Origin of the sequence: Corallococcus carmarthensis, from assembly GCF_003611695.1 — a bacterium.
GTDB classification, from domain to species: domain Bacteria; phylum Myxococcota; class Myxococcia; order Myxococcales; family Myxococcaceae; genus Corallococcus; species Corallococcus carmarthensis.
The window spans coordinates 1-2,380 of the sequence record NZ_RAWE01000430.1 but is presented as its reverse complement, the minus strand read 5'-3'; the positions used below and the strand labels follow the sequence as shown (position 1 = coordinate 2,380).

The 2,380-nt window shown below is 71.0% G+C and carries 5 protein-coding genes; 2 read left to right on the top strand and 3 right to left on the bottom strand.

Annotated elements, in window-relative coordinates; genetic code table 11:
- The 3 genes from D7X32_RS44140 to D7X32_RS44130 form a co-directional block, all read right to left on the bottom strand.
- Positions 1-471 (bottom strand): sulfite exporter TauE/SafE family protein (locus D7X32_RS44140; RefSeq protein WP_147450526.1); only part of this gene is annotated, 471 nt, incomplete at its 3' end.
- 26 nt (positions 472-497) lie between these two features.
- Positions 498-818 carry a rhodanese-like domain-containing protein gene (locus tag D7X32_RS44135; protein ID WP_120608448.1) on the bottom strand — a complete coding sequence of 107 codons (321 nt, stop codon included), beginning with the start codon at positions 816-818 and terminating at the stop codon, positions 498-500.
- Between the two features lie 30 nt (positions 819-848).
- The gene (locus D7X32_RS44130; protein ID WP_120608447.1) at positions 849-1,550 is read right to left on the bottom strand and encodes an MBL fold metallo-hydrolase; all 702 of its coding nucleotides are present in this window, start codon (positions 1,548-1,550) and stop codon (positions 849-851) included.
- A 114-nt stretch (positions 1,551-1,664) separates the two neighbouring features.
- Between D7X32_RS44130 and D7X32_RS44125 the strand changes: the two genes are divergently transcribed.
- Together D7X32_RS44125 and D7X32_RS44120 are read left to right on the top strand one after the other, a co-directional pair.
- Positions 1,665-2,087 carry a YeeE/YedE family protein gene (locus D7X32_RS44125; RefSeq protein WP_120608446.1) on the top strand — a complete coding sequence of 141 codons (423 nt, stop codon included), beginning with the start codon at positions 1,665-1,667 and terminating at the stop codon, positions 2,085-2,087.
- A gap of 12 nt (positions 2,088-2,099) precedes the next feature.
- A partial coding sequence (locus D7X32_RS44120) for a DUF6691 family protein (RefSeq protein WP_341868182.1) occupies positions 2,100-2,380 on the top strand: 281 nt, incomplete at its 3' end.

Sequence of the window (2,380 nt, the reverse complement as noted above, 5' to 3'; positions counted from 1 at the left end):
CACCAGGCCCGTGAGCGCCCCCACCCCCAGGGCGGCCCCGGCCATCAAGGGGAAGGACGCCTTGTGGGGCTCGGGCGGAGGCGCGGCTTGCTGGCGCGCCGCGAGGGCGGCCTCCTTGCGGCCATTGCGGAACATGAAGAGGGCGGCCACGAGCATCACCGTGGCGAAGAGCAACAGCTGCAGGGTCCCCGAGACGAAGGCGGACAGGCGCGCTCCCGCGTAGGTGCCCGCCATGGCCACCGCGCCGAAGACCAGGGCCGCCCGGAGCTGGACGTTGCCCCTGCGCCAGTGGCTCGCCGCGCCGAAGAGGCTGGTGACGCCCACCACGGCCAGCCCCATGGCGATGGACTCCTTGGCCCCGAAGCCCAGGACGTACACGAGGATGGGGACGGTGATGATGGAGCCGCCGCCGCCGAGCAGGCCGAGCGACAGGCCGATGAGGGCCGCGAGGGAGAAGCCAAGGATGGGCATGGGGTCCGTTCTGGCGCGGTGCGCGCTCAGCCCTGGGGCGTGAGCGGCTCGCGCACGGCGAGCATTCCGCCCGCCAGGTTGTAGAGGTGTTGGAAGCCGCCGCGGGCGAGCGTCTGCGCCGCCTTCGCGGAGCGGTTGCCCGAGCGGCAGATGAGCAGCAGCGGCTGTTCGCGCGGCCACGACGCGGACGCCGCCTCCAGCGTGCCCAGCGGGACCAGCTCCGCTCCGGGGAGGTGGCCCAGCGGGCCGGTGTACTCATCCAACTCGCGTACGTCGATGCGGCGCACCTCGGGGCCGAGCGTGTCGAGCTGCGAGGGCGGGATGTCCTGGTAGGGGTGCGGTGTCATGGCTCGCTCCAGTTGAGAGGGGCAGGGGACTCAGACCCCCTGGGGTGAAGGCGCCGTGTGCCCACAGGCGCGGTTGGCCGGGACGGCGACGTCGATCTTCTTGGGCTTGGGCAGGTGGAGGTTCTCCATGATGTGGATGAACTCCTCCCGGCTCTTGCCGGCCACGCGCGGGTTGTGCCGCTTCTCCTCGGCGATGCTCGTCACCATGTGCCCGTGGTAGTCGTGCGCGGGGTAGACGAGCGTGTCGTCCGGCAGGCTGAAGAGGACGCGGGTGAGGCTGTCGTAGAGCTGGCTCGCGTTCCCATTCTGGAAGTCGGTGCGGCCGTTGCCGCGGACCATCAGCGCGTCCCCGGTGAAGACGCGGTCACCGAGCAGGTAGCTGAGGCTGTCGTCCGTGTGGCCCGGGGTGGCGAGCACCTGGAAGACGAGCTGCCCGACGCGCACCTCGTCCCCGTGGCGTGCCTGGACGTTGGCGCAGGCCGCGCCTCCCACGCTCCCCACCACCGTGGCCTGCGTGCGCTCGCGCAGCACGCCGGAAGCGGTGACGTGGTCCGCGTGCACGTGGGTGTCGAAGACGTGGGTGAGGGTGAGCCCCAGCTCGCTCACCAGCCGCAAGTCCCGGTCGACCTGCTCGAGCACCGGGTCGATGAGGACGGCCTGGCGCGTCGCTTCGTCGCCGAGGAGATAGGTGTACGTCGAGGACTCTGGGTCGAAAAGCTGGCGGAAAATCATGTCGAAGCCTCCTGTCCATGAGAGCCGGGGGACGGGGAAAAGGATTCAGGCCTTCTCTCAGCGGCAGGACCCTGGGGCTGAATCCTCTTCCCCAAAACCGGGCTCTCACGGGACATGACTTCCTTCCTCCTTCCTCTCCTGGGCGGGGCGCTCATCGGGCTGAGCGCCTCCCTCCTTCTCCTGGCCAACGGCCGGGTGGCCGGCATCAGCGGCGTGGTGGGCTCGCTGCTGGCCCCCGTGCGCGGCGACATCTCCTGGCGCGTGCTCTTCCTCGCCGGCCTGCTCAGCGGGGGCCTGCTGCTGGCGTGGTTGCGCCCGGGTTCCTTCCCGGCCCCCGCGTCGTTGAGCGCGGGCGGCGCCTCGCTGCTGGTGGGGGCCGGCCTGCTGGTGGGGTTCGGCTCGCGGCTGGGCAACGGCTGTACCAGCGGACACGGCGTCTGCGGCATCAGCCGGGGCTCGGCCCGCTCCATCGCGGCCACGCTCACCTTCATGGCCACCGGCGTCCTCACCGTCTTCCTCGTCCGCCACGTCCTCTAGAGAGAGCTCCCCATGCGTCCCAACCTCAGTGCGTTCCTCAGCGGCCTCCTCTTCGCCCTCGGCCTGGGCCTCGGCGGCATGACGGACCCGGCCAACGTCCTCGGCTTCCTCGACATCGCGGGCGACTGGGACTTCCGGCTCGCGTTCGTGATGGGTGGAGCCATCGCCGTGCACGCGGCGCTGCGGCCCCTCATCCACCAGCGCGAGCGGCCCCTGTTCGCCGCGAAGTTCCCCGCCTTCTCCTCCAGCAGGCTGGACCCGAAGCTCCTCGTGGGCTCGGCCCTCTTCGGGGT